At 73.6% G+C, this 24,740-nt stretch carries 19 protein-coding genes; 11 read left to right on the top strand and 8 right to left on the bottom strand.

Annotation, left to right across the window (positions count from 1 at the left end; all coding sequences use genetic code 11):
• Positions 1 to 50: 50 nt before the first annotated feature.
• Positions 51 to 1,907 carry an asparagine synthase (glutamine-hydrolyzing) gene (gene asnB / locus ACFZBD_RS24140; RefSeq protein ID WP_391142895.1) on the bottom strand — a complete coding sequence of 619 codons (1,857 nt, stop codon included), beginning with the start codon at positions 1,905 to 1,907 and terminating at the stop codon, positions 51 to 53.
• Positions 1,908 to 1,955: 48 nt separating this feature from the next.
• Positions 1,956 to 3,575, bottom strand: coding sequence for a carboxylesterase family protein (locus tag ACFZBD_RS24135; protein ID WP_391142893.1), 1,620 nt, complete (start codon positions 3,573 to 3,575; stop codon positions 1,956 to 1,958).
• A 299-nt stretch (positions 3,576 to 3,874) separates the two neighbouring features.
• Here ACFZBD_RS24135 and ACFZBD_RS24130 point away from each other — a divergent pair, with 299 nt between their 5' ends.
• From ACFZBD_RS24130 to aroC, 10 genes are all read left to right on the top strand, one after another.
• A complete protein-coding gene (locus tag ACFZBD_RS24130) occupies positions 3,875 to 4,417 on the top strand; it encodes an SRPBCC family protein (protein WP_391142890.1) in 543 nt (180 codons plus the stop codon).
• Positions 4,418 to 5,329: 912 nt separating this feature from the next.
• Positions 5,330 to 6,769 carry a multicopper oxidase domain-containing protein gene (locus ACFZBD_RS24125; protein WP_391142888.1) on the top strand — a complete coding sequence of 480 codons (1,440 nt, stop codon included), beginning with the start codon at positions 5,330 to 5,332 and terminating at the stop codon, positions 6,767 to 6,769.
• A 389-nt stretch (positions 6,770 to 7,158) separates the two neighbouring features.
• Positions 7,159 to 8,331 (top strand): 3-deoxy-7-phosphoheptulonate synthase, encoded by a 1,173-nt coding sequence (locus tag ACFZBD_RS24120; protein WP_391142886.1) that lies wholly within the window; start codon positions 7,159 to 7,161, stop codon positions 8,329 to 8,331.
• Positions 8,332 to 8,456: 125 nt separating this feature from the next.
• Complete coding sequence (locus tag ACFZBD_RS24115; RefSeq protein WP_391142882.1) at positions 8,457 to 9,227, top strand: 2,3-dihydro-2,3-dihydroxybenzoate dehydrogenase; 771 nt, start codon at positions 8,457 to 8,459, stop codon at positions 9,225 to 9,227.
• 160 nt (positions 9,228 to 9,387) lie between these two features.
• Complete coding sequence (locus ACFZBD_RS24110; RefSeq protein WP_391142880.1) at positions 9,388 to 10,011, top strand: isochorismatase family protein; 624 nt, start codon at positions 9,388 to 9,390, stop codon at positions 10,009 to 10,011.
• Positions 10,008 to 11,927: a chorismate-binding protein gene (locus ACFZBD_RS24105; protein WP_391142877.1), complete on the top strand. Its 1,920-nt coding sequence runs from the start codon at positions 10,008 to 10,010 to the stop codon at positions 11,925 to 11,927. The genes ACFZBD_RS24110 and ACFZBD_RS24105 overlap by 4 nt, the downstream gene beginning before the upstream one ends.
• Positions 11,924 to 12,520, top strand: coding sequence for a shikimate kinase (locus ACFZBD_RS24100; RefSeq protein ID WP_391142871.1), 597 nt, complete (start codon positions 11,924 to 11,926; stop codon positions 12,518 to 12,520). Before ACFZBD_RS24105 ends, ACFZBD_RS24100 begins: the two co-directional genes overlap by 4 nt.
• Entirely contained in the window at positions 12,517 to 13,635 is a 1,119-nt protein-coding gene (aroB, locus tag ACFZBD_RS24095) for a 3-dehydroquinate synthase (protein WP_391142868.1), read from the top strand. The genes ACFZBD_RS24100 and aroB overlap by 4 nt, the downstream gene beginning before the upstream one ends.
• A 74-nt stretch (positions 13,636 to 13,709) precedes the next feature.
• Positions 13,710 to 15,005, top strand: a complete 1,296-nt coding sequence (gene aroA / locus ACFZBD_RS24090) for a 3-phosphoshikimate 1-carboxyvinyltransferase (RefSeq protein ID WP_391143348.1) — start codon at positions 13,710 to 13,712, stop codon at positions 15,003 to 15,005.
• A complete protein-coding gene (gene aroC, locus ACFZBD_RS24085) occupies positions 15,002 to 16,186 on the top strand; it encodes a chorismate synthase (RefSeq protein WP_391142865.1) in 1,185 nt (394 codons plus the stop codon). The genes aroA and aroC overlap by 4 nt, the downstream gene beginning before the upstream one ends.
• A gap of 47 nt (positions 16,187 to 16,233) precedes the next feature.
• On the opposite strand, the gene ACFZBD_RS24080 is transcribed toward aroC, so the two are convergent.
• Entirely contained in the window at positions 16,234 to 17,001 is a 768-nt protein-coding gene (locus ACFZBD_RS24080) for an SDR family NAD(P)-dependent oxidoreductase (RefSeq protein ID WP_391142864.1), read from the bottom strand.
• Between the two features lie 55 nt (positions 17,002 to 17,056).
• Positions 17,057 to 17,455 carry a VOC family protein gene (locus tag ACFZBD_RS24075; protein WP_391142863.1) on the bottom strand — a complete coding sequence of 133 codons (399 nt, stop codon included), beginning with the start codon at positions 17,453 to 17,455 and terminating at the stop codon, positions 17,057 to 17,059.
• Between the two features lie 263 nt (positions 17,456 to 17,718).
• Between ACFZBD_RS24075 and ACFZBD_RS24070 the strand changes: the two genes are divergently transcribed.
• Positions 17,719 to 18,567, top strand: a complete 849-nt coding sequence (locus ACFZBD_RS24070; RefSeq protein WP_391143345.1) for an NAD(P)H-binding protein — start codon at positions 17,719 to 17,721, stop codon at positions 18,565 to 18,567.
• Between the two features lie 24 nt (positions 18,568 to 18,591).
• On the opposite strand, the gene ACFZBD_RS24065 is transcribed toward ACFZBD_RS24070, so the two are convergent.
• Genes ACFZBD_RS24065 through ACFZBD_RS24050 form a run of 4 tightly spaced genes read right to left on the bottom strand, consistent with a single transcriptional unit; the run spans position 18,592 to position 24,710 of the window.
• A complete protein-coding gene (locus ACFZBD_RS24065; RefSeq protein ID WP_391142861.1) occupies positions 18,592 to 19,716 on the bottom strand; it encodes an FAD-dependent oxidoreductase in 1,125 nt (374 codons plus the stop codon).
• The gene (locus tag ACFZBD_RS24060) at positions 19,713 to 21,119 is read right to left on the bottom strand and encodes an FAD-dependent oxidoreductase (RefSeq protein ID WP_391143342.1); all 1,407 of its coding nucleotides are present in this window, start codon (positions 21,117 to 21,119) and stop codon (positions 19,713 to 19,715) included. Before ACFZBD_RS24060 ends, ACFZBD_RS24065 begins: the two co-directional genes overlap by 4 nt.
• Positions 21,119 to 23,311 (bottom strand): molybdopterin-dependent oxidoreductase, encoded by a 2,193-nt coding sequence (locus ACFZBD_RS24055; RefSeq protein WP_391142857.1) that lies wholly within the window; start codon positions 23,309 to 23,311, stop codon positions 21,119 to 21,121. The genes ACFZBD_RS24060 and ACFZBD_RS24055 overlap by 1 nt, the downstream gene beginning before the upstream one ends.
• Positions 23,304 to 24,710: an MFS transporter gene (locus ACFZBD_RS24050; protein WP_391143339.1), complete on the bottom strand. Its 1,407-nt coding sequence runs from the start codon at positions 24,708 to 24,710 to the stop codon at positions 23,304 to 23,306. Before ACFZBD_RS24050 ends, ACFZBD_RS24055 begins: the two co-directional genes overlap by 8 nt.
• Between the last annotated feature and the right edge of the window lie 30 nt (positions 24,711 to 24,740).

Here is a 24,740-nt window from a genome sequence, read left to right as displayed (position 1 = left end):
CATCCGGCCGGGAGGCCGAACACGACGCCGCAGCAGGGCGAGAGCGCGGGTCAGAGCTGGATGCGGACCTCATAGGCGAGCGCCCAGGCGTTGAACTCGACCAGCCGCTCCATCACCGCCCGGGTGCCCCAGAGCCCGCCGAGCGCCGCGTACTCCTCCAGCGGCTTGTCCAGGAGCTTCTGGATCCCCTCGCGCGGGACGAGCCGGAGCACCGGCGAGCCGTCGGCGAGCAGCGCCTCGACCTTGGCGCGCAGCGCGGTGACGTACTCGACGTCCTGCGTGGACGGGTACGGGCTCTTCTTGCGCTCCAGCACCGACTGGGGCAGCACGTGCGCGGCGGCCGCGCGCAGCAGGCTCTTCTCCCGGCCGTCGAAGTTCTTCATCTCCCACGGCACGTTGTAGACGTACTCGACGAGCCGGTGGTCGGTGAACGGGACGCGGACCTCCAGGCTGGTGGACATCGAGATCCGGTCCTTGCGGTCCAGCAGGAACTTCTCCCAGTGCGTGATGTTGAGCCAGGTCAGCTCCTTCATCCGCTCCTCGTGCCGGGAGTCGCCGGCGAGCCGCGGCACCGCCTCCAGGGACTCGGTGTACCGCCGCTTGACGTACTCCTCCAGGGAGAGCCGGTCCCAGAGACCGATCTCCTTGATCGTGTCCAGGCCGCCGAGCCGCCGCCAGGCGTCGTACCACGGGAAGGTGTCGCCGTTGACGGCCTCCTCGTCGAAGAACCAGTTGTAGCCGCCGAAGATCTCGTCGGCCGCCTCACCCGAGAGCGCCACCGTGACGCGCTCCTTGAGCGCCTTGCACAGGTGGTAGAGGGAGTGCTCCATGTCGCCGGTGGAGACCGGCAGGTCCTGCGCGCGCAGCACCGCGGACCGGACGCCCTCGTCGAGGATGTCGTGGTTCTCCAGCTCGACGATGACGTGCTCGGCGCCGGACTGCTCGGCCACGTCGACGGCGTACGGAGTGTCCGGGTCCATCCAGATGCCGTTGTCGCGGAAGGTCTTGCCGTGGTCCTTGAAGTCGATCGAGAAGGCGGTGATCTTCTCGTCGGAGCCCTGGTCGCGCAGCACCTTCGCGGCGATCGCGGTCACCGCGCTGGAGTCCAGGCCGCCGGAGAGCAGCGTGCCGACCTTCACATCGGCGATCAGCTGGCGCTCGATGATGTCCTCGAGCAGCTCGCGGACCTTCGCGATGGTGGCGTCCAGGTCGTCGGTGTGCTGACGGGCCTGGAGCGTCCAGTAGGTGCGGGTGGTCGTGCCCGTCCGGGAGAAGCGGACGACGGTGCCCGGGACGACCTCGTGCATGCCCTTGAAGACGGCGTGGCCGGGGGTGTTGATGATGGCGAAGATCTCCGCCAGGCCCTCGGCGTCGACCACGGCCTCGGCGTCGGGGTGGGCGAGGATCGCCTTCGGCTCGGAGCCGAAGAGGACGCCGTCGGCGGTCGGGTAGTAGTAGAGCGGCTTGACGCCCATCCGGTCGCGGACCAGGAGGAGTTCCTCCGTACGCGGGTCCCAGATGGCCAGCGCGTACATGCCGTTGAGGCGCTCGGCGAACTCCTCGCCCCACTCCAGATAGGCGCGCAGCACGACCTCGGTGTCCGACGAGGTGCGGAACTCGTGCCCGAGCCCGGCCAGTTCGTCCCTCAGCTCGCGGAAGTTGTAGACCTCACCGGTGTAGATGAGGACGGGCCGGCTGTCGTCGCCGGGGACGGCGTGCATGGGCTGCCGGCCGTTCTCCAGGTCGATGATGGAGAGACGGCGGTGCCCCAGGGCGGCGTGGCGCGAGAGCCAGATGCCGCCGTCGTCCGGGCCCCGGCACTCCAGGGTCCGGGTCATGGCCTCGGTGGTGTCGCCGCCGAGCGTCAGATCGCGGTCGTAGGCGACCCAGCCGGTGAGTCCGCACATGGCGCCTCAGGTCCTTTCCTCGAAAAACGGTGAGCGGGGTGTACGGAGTCAGGTGCGGGCGGGGCGGGCCGGCGCGGGGACCGGGACCCAGCCCGCGGTGTCCCAGTGGGCGAGCTGGCGCGGCGCGGAGCGCTCGCCGATCTCGGCCACCCGCGCGCCGCCCAGGAGCAGCGTGCTGGGCCGGTCCGGCGAGAACACCGGGACGGTCGGCGCGTTCGGGCTGCTCGGTGCCCCGCCGCGGGCGAAGGAGGAGATCAGGTCGATGAAGGTGTCCGAGACCAGGCGCTCCAGCGGCCCGTCGCCGTACTGCGGGGCGTTGACCGCGGAACCGTACGTGCCGAACAGGAACTTGGAGGTGGCCTCGTGCGGGGTGCCGGTCAGCGGCGGCGCCACCGGGTGGGCGAACTCCATCAGATAGCTGGGGACGGTGGGCCGTTCCCGGGCCTGGCGCTCGGCGAGCCGGGTGATCTGGAAGCGGAAGAGGCTGTCGCCCCAGATCGCCCCCCAGATCGAGACCGGGTCCTGGGGCAGCCCGTCGATGGAGGCGGCCCTGCGGTACGCCGAGATGGCCGCGTCGACCTCGGTGTCGGCGACGTGGACCGCGCCCTTGTGGAGCACGGCCCGGACCGCCGTCCGCAGGCTCTCGTCGTCGGTGGGGTGCGGGCCGGGGAAGGGATAGCCGGGTCCGGTGGTGAAGAAGGTGCCCTCGGTGCGGCCGTAGATCGACAGCGTCGGCAGGTCCGGGGTGGGCAGTTCGTAGTCGTGGCCGAGCATCCACCGGCCGTCGACGACCGGGCCCTGGTATTCGCGCCAGGTGGATATCTCGCGGTCCGTGGGGCTGCCGGAGAAGATCTTCTCCCAGGTGTCCTTCAGTCGGTCGGCCGGCACCGCGCGCAGGCCCCGCACGGTGGTGCCCAGCTTGCGGGCGACCAGCTCGAAGACCCGGTGGGAGTCCTCCGGGCTCATCGAACTCGCCGGCTCCCAGACGTGCTTGACGCTGATCGGGACGATCCGCTTGATGATGCCGCGCAGCTCCGGAAGGAGACCGAGCTGCCAGGTCGAGGAGCCGCCCGCGGAGGTGCCGACGAGCGTGATGTTGTCCGGGTCGCCGCCGAAGGCCGCGGCGTTGCGCCGCACCCACCGCACCAGCGCCACCTGGTCCTGGAGGCCCCAGTTGGAGTATCCGCCGGTCTGCCCGTCCACCAGATCCCGGTGCAGGCCCCAGCCCAGCGCGCCCAGACGGTAGTTGAACGTCACGACGACCATGTCGCCGTGGGCGGAGGGCCGGGCGCCGTCGAAGTCCGGCTCGCTGCCCGCGCCGAGGAACCAGCCACCGCCGTGGATGTAGATCACGACCGGCCGGGAGCCCCGCGTGTCGGGGGTCCAGACGTTGGCGTAGAGGCTGTCCTCGCTGGAGCCCGGCAGATACGACTGGTACGAGACGGGACCGAACGCGGTCGCGTCCCGCACCCCGCTCCAGGGGGTCACCGGACGCGGCGAGCGGTAGCGCAGCGCGCCGACCGGGGGAGCGGCATAGGGGACCCCGCGGAAGACGGACAGACCGCCGGCCCGCTCGCCCCTGATGAGACCGCCGCCGACCCGGGTGACGACACCCGTGGCCTCCGCGGTGGACGCGGTGCCGGCGGCGGCCGCGCCCGGCACGGTCACCGCGGTCGCCACTGCTGCGGCGGCCGCGACGACGGTACGTCTCCGCGGACTGTAAGGCGGCTCATGTCCAACTCCCGACCGGTCCATAAACAAAACTCCCCGGGTATGCGAATGCCGAAAGACGGCACGTCGAAGAGTGACGACGCTGCGAGGGTGCCGTACGCCCCTGGCCCGGCCAATGCGCTTCGGCGTACTCAGTCAGGTCAGTCGCCGCGGGGGTGTCGGGCCATGTCACCGTGACCTGACGGATTCACTCGTGAACCTTTGAGCACACTCGGGGGGATCGGCAGGATCCAGGCATGACAACGTCGATTCTGGACTCCCGCCCCCTTTTCGATCTGGGTGCCGAGATTCACATCGCGGCCTCCGCCGACAAGATCTACTCGATCGTCAGTGACATGAAGCGGCATTCCGAGTGGAGCTCGGAACTCCAGGGCGGAAAGTGGCTGTCCGGAGAGCCGGGCCAGGTCGGCTCGATCTTCGAGGGAGAGAACTTCCGCAGCGACGACATCGTGTCGTGGGCTCCGCTCATCCGCGGAATCTGGCACACGAAGTCGGAAGTGCTGGAGACGACTCCGGGCCGCGCCTTCCGCTGGAAGATCCACTCGAAGACGGGTGCTCCGCAGGAACTCACCTGGTCGTTCCTCATCGAGCCCGCGGAGGACGGGGCCACGCTCTCGCAGACCTTCCGCATGGGATACGCCTCGCCCGGAATCCATGAGATCACCAAGGACATGGACGAGGACGGGAAGCGGAAGTTCATCGCGGACTGGACCGAGAAGATGACGCGGGACATCACCGAGACGCTGGGCAAGATCAAGGTCGTCGTCGAAAAGGACTGACGCGCGCGACCGCGTTCCGGGAAACGGATTTCGGGGTCGGTCGCCTGGCCGGCGGCAGCCCGCATTGTGCCGGCGCCCGCACCCCGAATTCCCGGAGCCTCCTTGCCCGCCCGGCCGGCCCCGGCCCTTTCAGGCCCTGGGCCCGTCCGCCTGAGGGGTGCTGGGACGGGGCCGGCGCGGGGCGGAGGGGCTGGCGGCCCCGATTCCGCGCGGCCGAGGCCGTTCGAGCCACGCCTCGGCGCCGCCAGGACCGCGTACCGCACGCCTCGGGCCCGTCTGACCAGCGGCCGAGGCAATCCGGGCCGGTGTGACCGTGAGCCGACCCCGGCCGGTCCCATACGGGCCGCCGGGTGGTCGGGCCCGACCCGCCGCGAACGTCGTACCGGACGCCACCGGCCCGCCCGACCAGCGGCCGAGAAGGCCGACCGAGCGAACGCCGGCCGGGGGCAGCCGGACGCCGTACGACCCGGGCGGGCCCGCCCTGCCCGTTCCGGGCCGCTCACGTGCCGGGCCGCCTGAGTCCCGGCCCCCTCGTACGTAGACCGTCACGAACCCCGCCGAGCCTCCGGCCCGGACCTGCCGAGCCGTCCCCGTGGCTTCCGGCCCCTGACCTGCGGAGCCGCCTCCCCCGTGGCTCCCGCCCCGCCAGCGGGTCCGCCCTACGGCCTCCGGCCCCTGGCCCGCGGAGTCGTCCCCCGTGGCTCCCGCCCCGCCGGCCGGTCCGTCCCCCGCGGCTCCCGGCCCCCACAAGCTCGGTCCGCGTGCACGCGCGGGCCGTGAAACACCCGGGTCCGCCCTTGTCGGCGGGGCCGGGGACCCCCACACCCCCACGCTCCCCCCACGTCCCCCCACGCCCACAGCACGGAGATACGGGCGCGCGAACCACGCGCGTCCTTGACGAGGGGAATCCCCATGCTTTCCAGACGACGGTTCATCGGTGCCTCCCTGGCGACAGGCGGCACTCTGGCCACCGGCGCAGCCCTGACCCCGCTGCTCGGATCGGCGTCGGCCTCCGCCGCCGACGCGACTGCCGTCGCGTTGTTCACCCAGCCGATGCCCCTGCCACAGGTCATCGCGCCCAGCTCCACCGCCAACGGCGTGGACACCTACAACATCTCGATCAAGCGGACCAGCAAGGAGATCCTGCCCGGCAAGTGGACCGAGGTCTTCACCTTCAACGGCGGCTTCCCCGGGCTCATCCGGGCCACGTCCGGCCGCCCGGTCGTCATCAACCAGTACAACAAGCTCACCATGCCGGCCTCGATCCACCTGCACGGCGGCCACGTGGCCCCGGAACACGACGGTGACCCGATGGCCACCATAGAGCCCGGCGGCGTCCGGACGTACCACTACCCCAACCAGCAGGCGCACGCCCCGCTCTGGCTCCACGACCACGCCCACCACATGGAGAGCGAGCACGTCTACCGCGGACTCTCCGCGTTCTACCTGCTCGGCGACGCCCAGGAGAAGGCGCTCCCGCTGCCCACCGGTCCCTACGACGTGCCGATCATGCTTCGCGAGGGGCACTTCGACGACAAGGGCCGGCTCGTCTACACCATGGACGACTTCCGTAGTCGGTCCACCATCATCGCCAACGGCAAGGCGTGGCCGTATTTCCAGGTCACCGCCAGGAAGTACCGCTTCCGGCTGCTCAACTCCACCAACCTGCGGTTCTTCACCCTCCGTCTCGCGGACGGGTCGCCGTTCGTCCAGATCGGCTCCGACGGCGGCCTCCTGGAGAGACCTTTCTCCACCGACACCGTCGCCCTCTCGCCCGGCGAGCGCGCCGAGGTCGTCATCGACTTCTCCCGCTATCCCGTCGGCACGAAGCTCGTCCTGGAGAACACCGAGGGCCCCGGGCCCGCCGAGCTGACCGGCAAGGTGCTCCGCTTCGACGTGGTGAAGACGACGACCGACTCCAGCTCCGTGCCCGCCACGCTGCGCACGCTGCCCCCGCTGCCGGCCGTCACCGGCCACCGGACCGTCGTCATGAGCATGGACGAGGACGGGCGCCCCCACCCGCAGGGCTACATGGACGGAAAGATCTACGACCACAACCGCGTCGACAACACCGTGCCCTGGGGAGGTTCGGAGATCTGGACGGTGACCAACAGCAACCAGGCCATTCCGCACAACTTCCATATTCACCTCGTGCAGTTCCGCGTATTGGAACGGAACGGAAATCCGCCCGGCCCGGCCGAGGCGGGACTCAAGGACACGATCCGGGTCATGCCCGGCGAGACGGTGAAGTTCCAGGCAACCTTCGACAGCTATCGCGGAAAGTACCTGTACCACTGCCACATGCTCGACCACGCGGCCATGGGAATGATGGCCCAGATGGAAATCGTGTGAACGCGGCGAGAACCGGAGTACGCGCCGGCGCGTGAAGCCGACGGAATGCGCGGGCGAAGTGACGGGTGAAGCCCGCCCGACACGCCGCGTACGACACCGCAAACGCACGCGAACCGGGACTCCGTCCGACCTGATGGATTCTCTGCCCACTTGACGGAGTGCGGCCCGCGGCATTGGCCGCGGGCCCGCATCCGGCACATGATTCGAACGAATTCAGGGCCGGCCGCCCCTGCTGCGGACACCGGTTTCGGCGGTCCGCCGGCCGGCCGGCCCTTCCGCCCGCTCACGCGTCCTCCGCTCGCGCCCGGCCACCGCGCTTTTCCCGCCGAGCGGATCCCCACCGAGAACGCCGCCGCACCGTCGCCCTGTCGTCTTAGGAGAGACCCCCTGTGGACAACACTCTGCTCGACATCCGGCAAAGGCCGGCCCTGCAACAGCCCGTCTGGGAAGACGAGTCGCAGGTGGAACGCGTACGGGAGGAACTGAGCGTACGGCCCGCGCTGGTCAGCCCCCAGGACGTGCACACCCTGCGCACCCTGCTCGCCCGCGTGGCCGCGGGCGAGGCCGTCATCGTCCAGTCCGGGGACTGCTCCGAGGACCCCGACGAGTCCACCGCCCAGCACGTCGCCCGCAAGGCCGCCGTGCTCGACCTGCTCGCCGGTGCCATGAAGATGATCACCCACAAGCCGGTGATCCGCGTCGGGCGCATGGCGGGCCAGTTCGGCAAGCCGCGGTCCAACAACACCGAGAAGATCGGCGAGCTCGAACTCCCCGTCTACCGAGGCCACATGGTGAACGGCCCGGAGCCCGACCCGGAGTCCCGCCGCCCCGACCCGCTGCGCCTGCTGACCGGCTACATGGCCGCCAACGACATCATGGGCCACCTCGGCTGGCGCAAGCCCGTCGGCCGCCCGGTCATCGACCCGCCCGTGTGGACCAGCCACGAGGCCCTGCTCCTCGACTACGAGGTGCCGATGCTCCGCCGCGACGACGAGGGCAGGCTGCTGCTCGCCTCCACCCACTTCCCGTGGATCGGCGAACGCACCCGTCGCACCGACGGCGCCCACGTCGCCCTGCTCGCCGAGGTCGTCAACCCGGTCGCATGCAAGGTCGGCCCCAGCATGAGCCCCGACGAGCTGCTCACCCTCTGCGAGATCCTCGACCCGGCCCGCGAGCCCGGCCGGCTCACCCTCATCGCCCGCATGGGCGCCGACAACGTGGCCAAGAAGCTGCCGCCGCTCGTCGAGGCCGTCCGCGCCGCCGGCCACCCGGTCATCTGGCTGACCGACCCGATGCACGGCAACACGGTCAACGCCCCCGGCGGCCTGAAGACCCGCTACACCACGACCATCGAGCACGAGATCTCCGAGTTCCAGCTCGCCGTGCGCTCCTCCGGGGGCATCGCGGGAGGCGTGCACCTGGAGACCACCCCCGACGACGTCACCGAGTGCGTGCTCGGCGAGCAGTGGGCGGGCCGCTGCGGCGACCACTACACCAGCTTCTGCGACCCCCGGCTCAACCCCGGCCAGGCCGTCACGGTGCTGTCCGCCTGGCGCGGCTGACCGTACGCGCCGGCCCGCGGCGCGCCCGTCCGGAGGCGCCCGTACGCGCCGGTCCGTACGAGCCGTCCCGTCCGCGCCCGCCCGATCCGTACACCTCTCTCGCCCACGACCACGGAGGAACCGTCATGCAGGACAAGATCGCCCTTGTCACCGGCGCCGCGGGGGGCATCGGCGCCGCGGTGGTCCACATGCTGGGCCGGCGGGGCGTCACCGTCGCCGCCGTCGACCGCGACGAGACCGCGCTGAAGCAGCGGGTCGCCGCGTACGCCGCCGACGGGCTGGCGGTCGAGGCGTTCCCCGCGGACGTCACCGACAGCGCGCAGGTCAACGCCCTCGTGGACGAGGTCGAGCGACGGCTGGGTCCGATCGACTACCTCGTGAACTCGGCCGGCGTCCTGCGCCTGGGGCCCGTGCGCACCTTCAGCGACGAGGACTGGGCCGCCACCTTCGCCGTCAACGCCACCGGCGTCTTCCACCTCTCCCGCGCCGTCGTCGACCGGATGATCCCGCGCGGCTCCGGAGCGCTCGTGACCGTGGCCTCCAACGCCGCCAACACCCCGCGCGCCGAGATGGCCGCCTACGCCGCCTCCAAGGCCGCCGCGGCCCTCTTCACCAAGTCGCTCGGCCTGGAGGTCGCGCCCTACGGCATCCGCTGCAACCTGGTCGCGCCCGGCTCCACCGACACCCCGATGCTCTCCTCGATGTGGCACGACGAGTCCGGGCCGAAGGGCACCATCGAAGGCCGCCCGGAGGCGTTCCGGATCGGCATACCGCTGAAGAAGCTGGCCCTGCCCGATGACATCGCGAACGCGGTGGTCTTCCTGCTGTCCGACCAGGCGGGGCACATCACCCTCCACGACCTGACGGTCGACGGCGGCGCGTCCCTCGGCGCCTGAGAGCGCCGGAGCGCGCCGGAGCGCCCGCGCCCGAGCGTCCGCGCAGCCCGGGCGTCCGGGCCGTGGCGTGCCGCGCCCGTGAACCCGCGCCGCGCGGCCGGACGGCAGCGCGGCCGCGTGCCGTACACCCCTCATCCCTTACGTACCCGAGAGGACGGTCATGGCCGGGATACCGCCCATCGAGGCCTATCCGTTGCCGGCGGCCGGCTCGCTGCCGCCCGCCACCCCGCACTGGACCGTGGACCCGGACCGCGCGGTCCTGCTCGTCCACGACATGCAGCGCTACTTCCTGGCGCCGTTCCCCTCGCCGCTGCGCGAGGAGATCATCGCCAACGCCGCGCTGCTCCGCGACCGCTGCGCCGCGCACGGCGTCCCGGTCGCCTACACCGCCCAGCCCGGTGGCATGACCCCCGAACAGCGCGGCCTGCTCGCCGACTTCTGGGGCCCCGGCATGCGCGTCGACCCCGTCGACCGCGAGGTCGTCGAACCCCTCGCGCCCGCGTCCGACGACTGGCTGCTCACCAAGTGGCGCTACAGCGCCTTCTTCAAGACCGACCTGCTGGAGCGGATGCGGGCCGCCGGCCGCGACCAGCTGATCATCTGCGGGGTGTACGCCCACGTCGGCGTCCTCGCCAGCGCCGTCGAGGCGTTCACCAACGACATCGAGACCTTCCTGGTCGCCGACGCGCTCGGCGACTTCACCGAGGCCGAGCACTGGTCCGCCCTCACGTACGCGGCCAAGCGCTGCGCCGTCGTCACCACCACGAAGGAGGTGCTGGGATGACCGCGTCCGGCCACGAGGAGCTGCTGGGCCGCGTCCTCGGCCCCAACCCGCCCGCCTTCGCCCTCCTGTACCGGCCGGAGACCACCGGCCCCGGCGCCCTCGACCTGCTCACGGGCGAGATCTCGCTGCCCGCGACCCTCGCGGACATCCCCGTACGCCAGGACACCGGCGCCGGACACCACGACGTCCTCGCCGTCGTCCCGTACCGGCAGATCGGCGAGCGCGGCTACGACCACGCCGACGACGACGCCCCGCTCATCGCCATGACCGTCACCGAGCAGGCCACCCTCCCGCTCGCCACCGTCCTGGCCGCGCTGCCCGACGTCCCGATCACCCTCGCCGACGGCGGCTTCGACGTCGACGACGCCGCCTACGCCGAGATCGTCCGCCGGATCGTCGCCGACGAGATCGGCACCGGCGAGGGCGCCAACTTCGTCATCCGCCGCTCCTTCACCGCCGAGATCACGGACTACGGCCCCGGCAGCGCCCTCACCTTCTTCCGCCGCCTGCTCCAGCGGGAGACGGGCGCGTACTGGACGTTCGTCATCCACACCGGGGACCGCACCTTCGTCGGAGCCTCCCCCGAGCGACACGTCAGCCTCGCCGACGGCACCGCCGTGATGAACCCCATCAGCGGCACGTACCGCTATCCGGCGTCGGGACCCACCCTGCCCGGCGTGCTCGACTTCCTCGCCGACCGCAAGGAGGCCGACGAGCTGTACATGGTCGTCGACGAGGAACTGAAGATGATGGCCCGGATCTGCGAGGAGGGCGGCCGGGTCGTCGGCCCCTACCTCAAGGAGATGGCCCGGCTCGCCCACACCGAGTACTTCATCGAAGGCCGGACCGACCGCGACCCGCGCGAGATCCTGCGCGAGACGATGTTCGCGCCGACGGTGACCGGCTCGCCGCTGGAGAGCGCGGCCCGCGTCATCGCCAAGTACGAGCCGCACGGCCGGGGTTACTACAGCGGGGTCGTCGCCCTCATCGGCCGGGACGCCCTCGGCGGCCGGGCCATGGACTCCGCCATCCTCATCCGCACCGCCGACATCGACGCCGGCGGACGGGTCTCCATCGGCGTCGGCGCGACCTTGGTGCGGCACTCCGACCCCGAGTCGGAGGTCGCCGAGACCCGCGCCAAGGCCGCCGGCCTGCTCTCCGCCCTCCAGGAGGACGGCTCCACCCGCTTCCGCGCCCACCCGCGGGTCCGCGAGGCCCTGGAGCAGCGCAACGCGACCATCGCCGACTTCTGGCTGGCCGGGGACGCGGCACGCGGCCGTCCCGACCCGCTGCTCGCCGGGCAGCGCGTCCTGATCGTCGACGCCGAGGACACCTTCACCTCGATGATCGGCCAGCAGGTCCGCGCGATGGGGCCGGAGGTGACGGTCCGCCGCTTCGACGAGGAGTACGCCTTCGACGGCTACGACCTCGTCATCATGGGCCCCGGCCCCGGCGACCCGCGCGAGGCCGGACACCCCAAGATCGCCCATCTGCGCGAGGCGGTCTCCGCCCTGCTGCGCGAACGCCGGCCGTTCCTCGCGGTCTGCCTCAGCCACCAGGTCCTGAGCCTGCGCCTCGGCCTGGACCTCGCCCGCCGCGACGTGCCCAACCAGGGTGTCCAGAAGGAGATCGACCTCTTCGGCAGCCGCGAACGCGTCGGCTTCTACAACACCTTCGCCGCCCGCAGCGACACCGACCGCCTGCACTGCGCGGGCATCGGGGAGGTCGAGGTCAGCCGCGACCCGGAGAGCGGCGAGGTGCACGCCCTGCGCGGGCCGCACTTCGCGTCCATGCAGTTCCACGCCGAGTCGGTGCTCACCCAGAGCGGCCCGCGGATCGTCGCCTCCCTCCTGGGCGGACTGGTGCGGAACGCCACGGTCGCCGGTGCCGTGGCCGAAGGCGTGCCGGTCGCATGACCGGGCCCCTCGTCGTCCTCGTCGGACCCATGGGCTCCGGCAAGTCCACCGTGGGCGCGCTTCTCGCCGAACGCCTCGGCACCACCCACCGCGACACCGACGACGACATCGCCGCCGCCGAAGGCCGCGGGATCCCCGAGATCTTCGCGGCCGACGGCGAGGCGCACTTCCGTGCCCTGGAACGCCGGGCGGTACGGGCGGCCGTCGCCGCGCACGAGGGGGTGCTCTCCCTCGGCGGCGGCGCCGTCACCGACCCCGGCACCCGTGCCCTGCTCGTCGGGCGGCCCGTCGTCCATCTCGCCCTCGACGCCGAGGAGGCCGTCCACCGGGTGGGCGGCGGCGCGGGCCGGCCCCTCCTCGGCGGAGCCGGACGGGGCGCCCCCTCGGCGGGCGGGACCGCCGCCGGGCCCGCTGCCGCTTCCGGGCCCCCGGCCACCTCCGGCGCCGAGGCCGCGGCACGGTGGCGGGTGCTCATGGAGGCGCGGCGACCGCTGTACGCGGAGGTCGCCCGCGCGGTCGTGGACACCTCGGGCCGCACCCCCGACGAGGTCGCCGACGCCGTCCTGCACGCCTTGGAGCCGATCCGCTCATGACATCCACGCCCACACCCCCTCGGGCCCGCACGACGACCGTCCGGGTGGGCGGCTCGGCCGGCACCGAGCCGTACGACGTGCTGGTCGGAACGGACCTGTACGGCGAGCTGCCCGCCCTCGTCGGCGACCGGGCCGTCCGCGTCGCCGTCCTCCACCCGACGGCGCTCGCCCCGCTCGCCGACCGGGTCGTGGACGCCCTGGCCGCCCCCGGCCTGACCGTGGTCCCGGTCCCCGTGCCGGACGCCGAGGAGGCCAAGACCGCCCGGGTCGCGGCCGCCTGCTGGGAGACGCTCGGCCGGCACGGCTTCACCCGCACCGACGTCATCGTCGGCGTCGGCGGCGGCGCCACCACAGACCTGGCCGGTTTCGTCGCCGCGAGCTGGCTGCGGGGCGTGCGCTGGATCGCGGTGCCCACCACCGTCCTCGGCATGGTCGACGCGGCCGTCGGCGGCAAGACCGGCATCAACACCGGCGAGGGCAAGAACCTGGTCGGCGCGTTCCACCCGCCCGCCGGCGTCCTCTGCGACCTGGCCGCGCTGGACTCGCTGCCGGTCGACGAGTACGCCGGCGGTCTCGCGGAGGTCGTCAAGGCCGGGTTCATCGCCGACCCGGTGATCCTCGACCTGATCGAGGCGGACCCGCAGGCGGCCCGTACGCCCGCCGGACCGCACACCGCCGAGCTGATCGTCCGGTCGATCCGGGTCAAGGCGGAGGTCGTCTCCGGTGACCTCAAGGAGTCCGGTCGGCGCGAGATCCTGAACTACGGCCACACGCTCGCCCACGCGATCGAGAAGAACGAGCGCTACACCTGGCGGCACGGCGCCGCCGTCTCCGTCGGCATGGTCTTCGCCGCCGAACTGGGCCGGCTCGCCGGACGGCTCGACGACGCCACCGCCGACCGGCACCGCGCGGTCCTCGGCTCGCTCGGACTCCCGCTGACCTACCGCGCCGACGCCTGGCCGGAGTTGCTGCGGGCCATGCGGGTCGACAAGAAGACCCGCGGCGACCTGCTGCGCTTCATCGTCCTCGACGGACCCGGGCCCGGCCGGCCCGGCGTCCTCGAAGGCCCCGCCCCCGACCTGCTCGCCACCGCGTACCGCGAGGTGTCCCCTTGACCACCGCCCGTACCGCACCCGCCACCCCTACCGGCCCCGAACCCGTCCCGGCCCGTGACGCCGTCGCGGCCCGGATCCCCGGGTCCAAGAGCATCACCAACCGCGCCCTGCTGCTCGCCGCGGCCGCCCAGGGCACGACCCGCCTCCTCGCGCCGCTCGTCAGCGACGACACCCTCGCCTTCCGCACCGCCCTCGCCGACCTCGGCACCCCCGTCCGCGCCACCCCGGACGACAGCCACTGGGAGGTCACCGGCAGCGGTCGCGGCCCGCGCGGCACCGCCCGCGTCTGGTGCGCCGACGCGGGGACGGCGGCCCGCTTCCTGCCGCCGTTCGCGGCCACCGGGCGGGGCGCGTTCACCTTCGACGGCTCGGCGCAACTGCGCGCCCGCCCCCTCGCCCCGCTGACCGACGCGCTGACACGCCTCGGCGCCCGGGCCGGCGGCGCGGGCGCGGACGACGCCGGGGGGCGTACGGGCGGGCTGCCGCTCACGGTGGAGTCCGACGGGCTCCCCGGCGGCCGGATCACCCTGGACTCCTCGCTGAGCAGCCAGTACCTCACCGGCCTGCTGATGGCGGCGCCCCTCATGGACGACGGCCTCACGGTCGAGGCGCTCGACCTCGTCAGCCGCCCCTACATCGACATGACCCTCGCCCTGATGCGCCACTTCGGCGCCGAGGTGACCGAACGGGACGGGGCCATCGCCGTGTCCCCCGGCCGCTACCGCGCCACCGACCTGGCCGTCGAACCCGACGCCTCCACCGCCTCGTACGTCTTCGCCGCCGCGGCCGTCACCGGAACGGCCGTCACCGTGCCCGGACTCGGCGGCGACAGCCTCCAGGGCGACCTGCGGTTCGTCGACGCCCTGCGGCAGGCCGGCGCGCACGTCGAGACCCGCGGGAACGCGACGACGGTCACGGGAGCGGCGCCGGTCGCGGAGGGCGCGGGCGGGGGAGGCGCGGCCCGGCTGCGGGGCGGGTTCACCATCGACATGGGGGCGATCTCCGACACCTTCATGACCCTCGCGGCGATCGCCCCGCTGGCGGACGCGCCGATCACCGTCACCGGGATCGCCCACGCCCGGCTGAAGGAGTCCGACCGTATCGCGGCCGTCGCGGAGAACCTCCGGGCGTGCGGCATCCGCGTCGAGGAGGGCCCCGACCGGATCACCGTGCACCCCGGCGTCCCGCGCCCCGCGCGGATCGCCTGCCGCAGGGACCACCGGATCGCCATGGCCTTCTCGGTGCTCGGCCTCGCGGTCCCGGGGACGATCACGCTGGACGACCCGGCGTGCGTGGCCAAGACCTTCCCGGGCTTCCACGCGGAGATGGCCCGGCTCTTCCCTACGTACGCACAGGAGGAACGTCGTTGAGCAGGTTGCGTTGGCTGACCGCTGGGGAGTCCCACGGACCCGCGCTGGTCGCGACGTTGGAGGGTCTTCCCGCCGGCGTCCCTGTCACCACGGAGCTGGTGGCGGACCACCTTGCGCGGCGGCGTCTCGGCTATGGGCGTGGTGCGCGGATGAAGTTCGAGCGGGACGAGATCACCTTCCTCGGCGGTGTGCGTCACGGGCTTTCCCTGGGCTCTCCGGTCGCGGTGATGGTGGGGAACACCGAGTGGCCGAAGTGGGAGAAGGTCATGTCGGCCGATCCGGTCGATCCGGCGGAGCTCAAGGAGACGGGCCGTAACGCGCCGCTGACCCGGCCGCGTCCCGGTCACGCGGACCTGGCCGGTATGCAGAAGTACGGCTTCGAGGAGGCCCGGCCGATCCTGGAGCGCGCCAGCGCCCGGGAGACGGCCGCCCGCGTCGCCCTCGGTGCGGTGGCCCGCTCCTTCCTCAAGGAGGCCGCCGGGATCGAGATCGTGTCGCACGTGGTCGAACTCGCCGCGGCGAAGGCGCCGTACGGGGTCTACCCCAAGCCGGGAGACGTCGAGCGGCTGGACGCGGATCCGGTGCGGTGTCTGGACGCGGATGCGTCGAAGGCGATGGTCGCGGAGATCGATCAGGCGCACAAGGACGGTGACACCCTCGGCGGGGTGGTGGAGGTCCTGGCGTACGGCGTGCCGGTGGGTCTGGGCTCGCACGTGCACTGGGACCGGCGGCTGGATGCCCGGCTGGCGGCGGCGCTGATGGGTATCCAGGCGATCAAGGGTGTGGAGGTCGGGGACGGCTTCGCGCTGGCCCGGGTGCCCGGTTCGCAGGCGCACGACGAGATCGTGAAGACCGACGAGGGTCTGCGGCGCACGTCGGGCCGCTCGGGCGGTACGGAGGGTGGTCTGACCACCGGTGAGCTGCTGCGGGTGCGGGCGGCGATGAAGCCGATCGCCACCGTCCCGCGGGCTCTGGCGACCGTCGACGTCGTCACCGGCGAGGCGACCCAGGCCCACCACCAGCGTTCCGACGTGTGTGCGGTCCCGGCCGCCGGGATCGTGGCCGAGGCGATGGTCGCGCTCGTCCTGGCCGACGCCGTGGTCGAGAAGTTCGGCGGCGACAGCGTCCCCGAGACCCGCCGCAACGTCCGCTCCTACCTCGACAACCTCCAGATCCGGTGACCGCACCGCCCGGCAGGGCGTCGTCCACCACCCCGGGGCGCCGCCGCTCAGAGCGGCGATGTGCCGCCGACCGTGACCGGGGGCTGCGGGGACTCGAAGTGGAAGGCGCTGATGTAGCAGTCGCGGGGCTGCCGGATCGCGAAGGTGATGCAGTCGATCACCGACTGCGCCGCGAGCGGATCCTGGGCTCCGCGCGGGGTGGTGTCCCATTCCGGGGACAGCGGGTCGCGGCTGCTGTCGAAGTCCGGCGGGAAGAGGGAGATCACCCGGACGCCCTGGGGCCGCAGCCGGCGCGAGAGCGCTTCGGTGAAGCCGCTCTGGCCGTGCTTGGCCGCGTGATAGGCCTCGTGCGCCACGGGATGCCGGGCGCCGGGAACACCGCAGACGGACACCATCGTGACCACGTCGGGGCGGTCGGAGGCGAGGAGCAGCGGCAGCAGGTTCTTCGTCACCAGGATGGTGCCGGTGCTGCCCGAGGCGATCGTGTCGGCCACGTCCTCGTCGGAGACCGAGAGGAGGTCAGGGCCCTCCAGCCAGCGGGCGCCGTTGTTCACGAGAACGTCGACGCGGTCGGTCAGGCGGCCGACCTCCGCGGCGAACGCGCGGATCGAGGCGGGGTCCGCGAGATCGCAGGCGAAGGCGTGCACGCGGTCGTGGCCGCGGTCGCGGATCTCGGCGCGGGTGCGTTCGGCCGCCTCCAGGCCGCGGGCGGCGAGGAAGAGTTCGGCGCCGAGGCCGGCGAAGTGGTGGGCGAGCGCGCGGCCGAAGTCGCGGCCCGCGCCGGTGATGACCACGCGGCGGTCGGTGAGGTCCAAGGTGTGCTCTCGATCGTGGGAGTGGCGGTGTGCGGTCGAGCGGTGGGCAGGAGGCTCAGGTCCAGGTGCGCGAGCACAGCACCAGGCGGTACCCGTCCGGGTCGGCGATGGTCACCCCGTGCTCGTCCCAGTACGGGTTGTGGGCCGGGACGCGGGTGCCGCCGGCGGCGACCAGCCGGTCGACCGACTCCTCGTCCACCGGCTCGCCCAGATAGACCACGAACAGGTCGTCCACCGTCGGGGTGGGTTCCAGCGGCCGCTCGGGGTCGTGCGTCAGCTCGAAGTGCCAGGCCCCGTCGGGCGGGCCGACCATGAGCAGGTCGTGCTCGCCCGGGACGCGCTCGGTGGTGCGCCACAGGACGTGCAGGCCCAGGCCGTCCACATAGAAGCGCTCGGCCGCGGCGAGGCTCCGCGAGGGCCGCGCCACCCGGACGTGGGCGGTGGAGTCGATCACGCCGCCGCCCCCCGCGCGGCCCGGCGGAGCGGGCCCTCGACGCGCCAGCGGCAGCGGGACGGCGGCACCGTACGGAAGGGCGCGGGGGGCGAGGCCGCGGGGGATGTCTCTGGAGGCATGGCCCCGACCTTACGGCCCCGACTCCCGCCCTGAACAGGCCATTTCGGCTTCCCGCCGCCGCCCGCCCACCGCGCCCCGGCACGATCGGCAGGACACCGCCTAGGGTGAGCTCACTTGATCATCTGACGATGGGAAACATGCCCGTGATCCTCGTGACCGGAGCCACCGGAAACATAGGCAGCGCCCTGCTGAAGGAGCTGCGCGCCCACGGTGCCGGGCCGCTGAGAGGGCTCACCCGCGATGCCGGGCGGGCCGTCCTCCCCGAAGGGGTCGAGGCCGTGGAGGGCGACTTCGCCGAGCCGGCGTCGCTGAAGCCCGCGCTGGAAGGCGTGCGTTCGCTGTTCCTCGTGTCGCGTCTCGGCCCGGACGCCGACGTCCTCGAAGCCGCCCGGCAGGCCGGGGTGGAGCACGTCGTCCTGGTGTCGTCCATCACGGTCCTGACCCACCCGCACCTCGGCCCCGCCGCCGAGAACCTGGCGGTGGAGCAGCTGCTCAAGGAGAGCGGCATGGCCTGGACGATCCTGCGCCCGACGCAGTTCGCGTCCAACTCCCTGATGTGGGCGGCTGCCATCCGTGACCACGCGACGGTCCGCGCGCCGTACGCCGACACCGCGCTGCCGACCGTCCACCCCGCGGACATCGCGTCGGTGGCACGGGTGGCCCTGACCGACCCCGCCCACCGGGGACGCGTCCACGCCCTGACCGGTCCCGAGCCGGTGACCGCCCGACAGCAGGTCGAGGCCATCGCGGCGGCCCTCGGCCGAGAGGTCCTCTTCGCCGAGATCAGCCGTGAGGAGGCCCACGCGCAGATGGCCGCCGTCTTCGGCGAGGAGGCCGCGGACGCGGTGCTCGACGTCACGGGCGGAGACGTGAACGACGAGCTGTTGAAGGTACGCGACACGGTCGCGCGGGTCACCGGAGCACCGGGCCGCACCTTCCGGCAGTGGGCCGCGGAGAACGTCGACGCCTTCCGTGGCGACGCCCGCGCCTGAGCACGGCCGCCGGCCCCGGACGGGTCAGGGGGAGGAGGCCGTGGCCACCTCGACGCGGCCCAGGAGGGTGCGGCCGTCCGGGGACAGGACCAGTTTGCGGTAGCGGCCGCCCGCGCGGTCGTCCTCGCTGAACTCGATCGCCCCTTCGGTGCGGGCGTGGATGTCGCCGAAGCCGGAGACCCCGATACCGAGCAGCTTCAGCCGCGTCGGCTGGCCGGTGTCCGTGAACGGCGGGTGGGCGAGGCCGAGGAGTTGCCGGGCCACGGACGCGGCCATCCGGTGGCCCGGGGCGAGCAGCCCGTGACAGCGGCCCTCGACGGCGGCGCACTCGCCGACCGCCCAGACCCGTTCGTCGTCCGTGCGCAGCCGGTCGTCCACGACAAACCCGCCCCGTTCCCCGGTCGCCAGGCCCGCGGCCGCGGCCAGCTCGTCCCGGGGCCGTATCCCGGCGGAGAAGACGACGAGACCGGCCTCGATCTCCGTACCGTCCGCGAGCCGGACGCCGTCCTCCTCCACGGAGACGGTGGCCGCCTCGCAGCGCACGTCGACGCCGAGGTCCCGGACGAGCGAGGCGAGCAGCCGCCCGCCGCCCGTGTCCACCTGCAGCGGCATCAGCCGGGGGGCCGCCTCCACCACGTGGGGGCGCAGCCCGAGGTGCCGCAGCGCGTCGGCCGCCTCCAGGCCGAGGAGCCCGCCGCCGATGACGACCCCGGGCCGCCCCGGCCGGCCGGACCGCGCCGCCGCCCGGATGGCGTCGATGTCCTCGACCGTGCGGTACGTGAAGCAGTGCGGCAGGTCGTGGCCCGGCACGGGCGGCACGAATGGGCGGGAGCCGGTGGCCAGGACCAGCGCGTCGTACGTGTGCCGCGTCCCGTCGGAGCACCGTACGATCCGCCGCTCCCGGTCGACCGCCGTCACGGTCGTCGAGAGGCGCACGTCCACGAGGAAGTCGGGGGCGGGCAGCGCCAGATCGGCCGGCGTCAGACCGGAGACGAGCGAGGACAGGGCGACCCGGTCGTAGGCGCCGCGCGGCTCCTCGCCGAGCACGACGATCCGCCACCCGTCGGTCCGGTCCAGCGCCCGCACCTCCGTGACCAGCCGGTGCGCGACGGGCCCGTACCCGACGACCACCAGCGTCCGGCGGCTCATCCGACCCCCTCCGGGACGCGCAGCGCCGCGCACACCGCGCGGACGGTGTCCGCGCAGCCGCCGCAGCCGGTGGTGGCGCGGGTCGCGGCGGCGACCGCCCCGACGTCCCGAGCCCCGTTCTGCCAGGCGTGCACGACGGCTCCCTTGCTGACGTTGTTGCAGTGGCAGAGCACGGCGTCGTCGGCCATCGCCGCCGGATCGTCGTCGGCCCCGTCCCGGACGCCGCCCAGCAGGAGGGCCAGCCGGTCGCCGGGCACGGGCCGGCCCTCGGCGCACAACTGGCCGACGGCGGCGATGCCGTCGGGCAGGCCCACGAGCACGGCCCGCGAGACGCGGTCGTCCCGGATCTCGATCCGGGCGTACCGCCCCCGGGCGGGATCGGAGAAGGTGACCACCTCGTCCGGCCCGGTGTGCCCGGAACCGGTCGGCCCCGCGGCGCTGTCGGCCGGTGCCGGGCCCTCCGCCGGCGCGTCGGGCCCGGCGGAGCCCGGCCAGGTCGCCGGGGCCGTGGTCGTCGGTGGCCGGTCGGCCGGTGGGGCGGTCACGCAGGCGACGTCCAGGCCCGGCACCCGGGGGCGCAGGATCCGGGGTGCCGGGACGTACCGCGCGTCGCCATCGGTCAGCAGGACGGCCAGGGTCTCCGCCTGGGCCATGGCGCCCGTCAGGTCGGACGCGGACGCGCCCGTACAGGCGCCGATCGCGTGGATCGCCGGGTCGCTCGTCCGCAGGTGCCCGTCGACGACGATGCCACGCCGGACCGCCAGGCCGGCCCCGCGGGCCAGGGCGGTCTCCGGCGCGGTCCCGGTGCAGCGCAGGACCGTGTCGGCGTCCAGCGTGTCCGACGGCGGGACGTGCGCGCCGAGCCGCAGCTCGATGCCCCACTCCTCCAGCCGGGCCGCGACCAACTGCCCTGCCACCTCGTCCAGCTGGCGGTGCATCGGATACGGCCCGGCGTGCGCCAGGACCACCCGGTGGCCGAGCCGCCGCAGCGCCGTCGCGGTCTCCACGCCGAGGACGCCCCCGCCGATCACGGCCACCCGGCCCCGGACCGGACGGGAACAGTCCGCCAGGGTGTGCACATCGCCGCCCGACCGCGCTCCGGTGGCCAGGACCAGCGTGTCGTAGTCGTGCCGCGTCCCGTCCGCGCAGCGCACGAACCGTCGCCCGCGGTCGATCGCGACGACCCGGACGCCCGTCAGGACCCGCACCCCCTCCGGGGGCGGCGGCAGCGTCAGGGCGCCGGGCGGCAGCCCGCCGTCGAGCACCGAGCCGAGGAGGGTGCGCTGGTAGGCCGGGCCCGGTTCGGCGCCCAGGACCGTCACCTGGCCGTCATGGCCGAGGGCCGCGAGACGGCCGGTCAGCCGGTGCGCGGCGAGTCCGTTGCCGACGACGACGATCCGCATCACGCCCCCACCGGCTCGTCGCGGACGGCCCGGTCGCGCACGGCCTCGGCGCGTACGCCTCCCGCCGCGGTCCGCTCGTCGTCGCCGTCCGGGCGCACCGGCTCCACCCGCACCGCGCTCACCTTGAACTCCGGCATCCCGCTGCGCGGGTCCAGCGCCGGGCCGGTGAGCAGGTTCGCCCGGCCGTCGCCCGCGAAGTGGAACGGCACGAAGACTGTGTCCGGCCGCAGGCCCTCCACCACGCGCACCCGCGCCACCACCGTTCCGCGCGCCGACACCACCCGGGCGAGCCCGCCCGCCTCGACGCCCGCGCGGGCGGCCGCGTCGGGATGGATCTCGACGTACGGCTCCGGCTCGGCGGCCGTCAGCCGCCGCACCCGGCGGGTCTGCGCCCCCGACTGGTAGTGGGCGAGCGCCCGCCCGGTCGTCGCGTACAGCGGGAAGGCCGCGTCCGGCACCTCCGCCGGGTCGCGGTGCTCGACCGGCACGAAACGCGCCCGCCCGTCCGGGTGCGCGAACCCGTCGAGGAAGAGCCGGGGCGTGCCCGGGTGCGCGGGCCCCGACGGCACCGCCGGGCAGGGCCAGTACAGCGCCTCGCCCGCGTCGAGCCGTTCGTAGCTCACGCCGGAGTAGTCGGCCCGCCCGCCCGCCGTCGCCCGGCGCAGCTCCTCGAAGACCTCCTGCGGCCGGTCCGGATACCGCTCGGCCGGCTCCCCGAGCCGTACGGCGAGATCGCGCAGCACGGTCAGGTCGCTGCGCACCCCCGCCGGCGGGTCGAGCAGCGCCCTGCGGCGCAGCACCCGCCCCTCCAGGTTGGTCATCGTCCCCTCCTCCTCCGCCCACTGGGTCACCGGCAGGACCACGTCGGCCAGGCGCGCGGTCTCCGAGGGCACGAAGTCGGCCACCACCAGCAGGTCCAGCGCGCCGAGCCGCTCGGCGACGTGCCCGGCGTGCGGGGCGGAGACGACCGGGTTGGAGCCGAGGACGAGCAGGGCGCGCGGGCCGTGGTCCGTGCCGAGCGAGTCGAGCAGTTCGTACGCGCTCGGCCCCGGACCCGGAAGGCTCGCCGCCGGTACGCCCCACACCCGGGCCGTGTGCTCCCGCGCCGCCGGGTCGGTGATCATCCGGTAGCCGGGCAACTGGTCGGCCTTCTGGCCCAGTTCGCGGCCGCCCTGGCCGTTGCCCTGGCCGGTCAGACAGCCGTAACCGCTGCCCTCCCGTCCCGGGAGCCCCAGCGCGAGCGCCAGGTTGACGAACGCCGACACCGTGTCCGTGCCCTTGCTGTGCTGCTCGGCGCCCCGCCCGGTCAGGACGTACGCCCGCCGGGCGTCGGCGAGCAGCCGGACGGCCTTCCGCTGTGCGTCGACCGGCACCCCGGTCACCCGCTCGGTCCGCTCCGGCGTCCAGGGCAGCGCCCGCTGCCAGGTCTCCTCGAAGCCGTTGGTCCGCTCCCGGACGAAGGCGTGGTCGAGCCGCCCGTCGAGCACGGTCAGCTGCAGCAGGCCGAGCGCCAGGGCCAGGTCCGTGCCGGGCGCGGGCCGCAGGTGCAGCGCGGCCCGTTCGGCGGTCGGGGTGCGGCGCGGATCGAGCACGATCAGGGCCGCCCGGTCCAGGTGGCGCATGAGCGGCGGCATCGTCTCGGCCGGGTTCGCCCCGGCGAGCAGCACCACGTCCGCCCGGCCTAGGTCCGTGACCGGGAAGGGCAGTCCCCGGTCGATACCGAAGGCGGCGTTGGAGGCGGCGGCCGCCGACGACATGCAGAAGCGGCCGTTGTAGTCGATCCGGCTGGTCCGCAGCGCCAGCCGGGCGAACTTCCCCAGGATGTACGCCTTCTCGTTGGTGAGCCCGCCGCCGCCGAAGACGCCGACGGCGTCCGGGCCGGACTCCCGCCGGATCTCCCGCAGCCGCCCCGCGACCAGGTCCAGGGCGGTGTCCCAGTCGGCGGGGGAGAGCCGGCCGTCCGCGCCTCGCACCAGCGGGGTGCGCAGCCGGTCCGGGACGGCGAGCACGTCCGGCGCGGTCCAGCCCTTCTGGCACAGGCCGCCCTGGTTGACGGGGAAGTCGGAGGGGGTGACGGTCACCTCGCCGAGGCCGTTGCCGAGCCGCGTACCGCACTGCAGCGCGCAGTACGGGCAGTGGGTGTGGACCGTGCGACGGGTGGGGGGCGTGGGGTGGGTGGTGGGTTCAGACACGGCCGGCTCCGGAGCGTCGGGCGGGCCGGGCGCCGGCGGCGCCCCGGTTGCCGCTGCTGTTTCCGGCCCCGTTGGCGTTCCGGTCGCCGTGCCCGGAGCCGCGTGCCGGGCGCAGGTACACCGTCCAGGTGACCGCGACGCACAGGGCGTAGAAGCAGAGGAAGGCGACGAAGGCGGGGGCGCCGCTGCCGCCCTCGGAGCCGTACGCCGCCCGGAAGGCGAGGTTGACGGCCACCCCGCCCAGCGCGCCGACCGCGCCCGCGATCCCGATGACCGCACCCGACAGGCGCCGGGCCCGGGCGAAGGCGTCCCGCGCGTCCCGGCCGTCGGTGACCTCGCGGCCTGCCCGCTCGGCGAAGACGGCCGGGATCATCTTGTACGTGGAGCCGTTGCCGAGCCCGGTGAGCACGAAGAGGACGGTGAAACCGCCCACGAACAGGGCGAACGAGCCGCGCGCGGAGGCCAGCAGCAGCCCGCCGGTGCCGGCCGCCATCGCCACGAACGTCCAGGCGGTCACCCGCGCCCCGCCCCACCGGTCGGCCAGCCGCCCGCCGAAGGGCCGGGCGAGCGAGCCGAGGAGCGGGCCGAGGAACGTGTACGAGGCGGCTTCGAGGGCGGTGGAGCCGAACTGGGTCTGCAGCACCAGGCCGAAGGCGAAGCCGTACCCGATGAACGAGCCGAACGTGCCGATGTAGAGCAGCGAGATCCACCAGGTGTGCGCGCACCGCACGGCTTCGGTCCAGGCGCCCTTCTCCTTGCGGGCGGGCGGCGCCAGGTTGTCCATCCGCAGGGCGGCCAGCAGGGCGACCGTCACGATCAGGGGGAGGTAGAAGGCGGCGACGTAGGCCGGGTGCGTGTCGCCCGCGGTGGCGATGACGAGCAGCCCGAGGAGCTGGACGACGGCCACGCCGAGGTTGCCGCCGCCCGCGTTCAGGCCGAGGGCCCAGCCCTGGTGGCGCTGCGGGAAGAAGGCGGTGATGTTCGTCATCGAGGAGGCGAAGTTGCCGCCGCCGGCGCCGCCCAGGGCGCCGATGAGGAGGAAGACCCACAGGGGCGTGCCGGGCCGCTGGACGAAATAGGCGGCGCCGCAGGCGGGCACGAGGAGGACGGCGGTCGCGAAGACGGTCCAGTCGCGGCCGCCGAAGCGGGTGACGGCGTGGCTGTACGGGATCCTCAGCACCGCGCCGACGAGCGTCGGGGTGACGACGAGGAGGAACTTCTCGCCGGGCGTGAAGGGCAGCCCGATGCGCGGCGACATGAAGAGGACGAGGACCGACCACATCGACCAGACGGAGAAGCCGATGTGCTCGGAGGCGACGGAGAGCGCGAGGTTGCGCCGGGCGATCCGCTTCCCCCGGGCCTCCCAGAAGCGGACGTCCTCCGGATCCCAGTCCTCGATCCGCCGCCCTCGTGCGCGGCGCGGGGGACG

The organism is Streptomyces sp. NPDC008121, assembly GCF_042957155.1.
Taxonomy (GTDB): Bacteria; Actinomycetota; Actinomycetes; order Streptomycetales; family Streptomycetaceae; genus Streptomyces.
Note: the sequence above shows the minus strand (reverse complement) of the source record. Positions and strands in the feature narration are given on the sequence as shown.